Source organism: Streptomyces sp. NPDC006265 (assembly GCF_040613555.1).
Classification (GTDB): domain Bacteria; phylum Actinomycetota; class Actinomycetes; order Streptomycetales; family Streptomycetaceae; genus Streptomyces.
In genome coordinates this window covers 1-1,090 of sequence record NZ_JBEXSH010001522.1, presented here as the reverse complement: position 1 = coordinate 1,090, position 1,090 = coordinate 1, and the positions used below count along the sequence as shown (strand labels likewise).

2 protein-coding genes are annotated in these 1,090 nt (G+C 71.4%); both read left to right on the top strand.

All coding sequences use genetic code 11. The annotated features are described in order from the left end of the window. Window positions 1-377 (top strand): SDR family oxidoreductase (locus tag ABZ281_RS50340; protein WP_356665644.1); only part of this gene is annotated, 377 nt, incomplete at its 5' end. A gap of 285 nt (window positions 378-662) precedes the next feature. Next, window positions 663-1,090, top strand: a 428-nt coding sequence (locus ABZ281_RS50335; RefSeq protein WP_356665642.1) for an HTH domain-containing protein, incomplete at its 3' end; no start/stop codon positions are given.

The window sequence follows — 1,090 nt, the reverse complement described above, 5'->3', positions numbered from 1 at the left end:
CCTCGCGCGGCATGCTCCGCGCGAAGAAGGGCCGCGTGGTGTACATCTCCTCCGCCGTCGCCCTGCGCGGCGAGAGCGGCCAGGCCAACTACGCCGCCTCCAAAGCCGGACTCGTCGGCTTCGCCCGCTCGATGGCCCGCGAACTCGGCTCCCGCGGCATCACCTTCAACGTGGTCGCCCCCGGCCTCACCGAGACGTCCATGAGCGAGCAGCTGAGCGAGGAGCAGCTGGAGAACCTCAAGGCCCAGATCCCGCTCGGCCGCCTCGCCCGCCCCGAGGAGATCGCCGCGACCGTCGCCTTCCTCGCCTCCGAGCAGGCCGCCTACATCACCGGTGCCGTAGTGCCCGTCGACGGCGGCGCCGGCATGGGCCACTGACCACCGCGACCGCCCGCCACCCTGGAGTCTGATGAGCACATGATCTGACAGTGGGCAGTCCCCTGTGGGCTGCCCCGCGGCAGCAAGCCCTTGGTCTGTCCAGCACCTCGGCCCGCCCGCCGCATCTCTGCCACCACCCGGCGAGTGTCCAGCCCGCCTGGTGAAGAACCCGGTCCGCAGACCGGGCAACACCGCCCCTGCCAGGGCGGATCACCTTGGTTCCCGAAGAACCGGCCCCACCGAAGAGGGGCTCACGCATGCCCGGAAGGAGGGCGTGCCCTGCCCATGATGCAGCATGCCCACGCGCCGGTCCACGTCACCGTCGCTCCGCCGTGCCCTCTGCGCGGACAACCCCGAATATCCAGGAACAACCGATTCATCCCGGTTCGCGAGCATGCCGACCAGGAGATCGGCACCACCGCGTCCCGGCGCACCCGGCGCGGCGATTTCCTGCGTGCCGCCACGTGGGCCATCACCCAGCGCCTGCATCCCAAAGCCGGCGACACCACGCTGCGCGTCGCCCGCGACCTCGCCGCCCGCCTGAACGCCGACGGGCACGTCGCCTACTGCCGCGACACAACTTTCAAGCGCCTCGGCATCAGCCGGCGCACCCTGGAGCGGCACATCGCCGTCCTGCGCGAGCTCGGCCTGCTCGTCTGGGCCGTCCACGGAAGCCGGACCAACACCCGCCCCGCCGGACGCAAGCGGCGAAT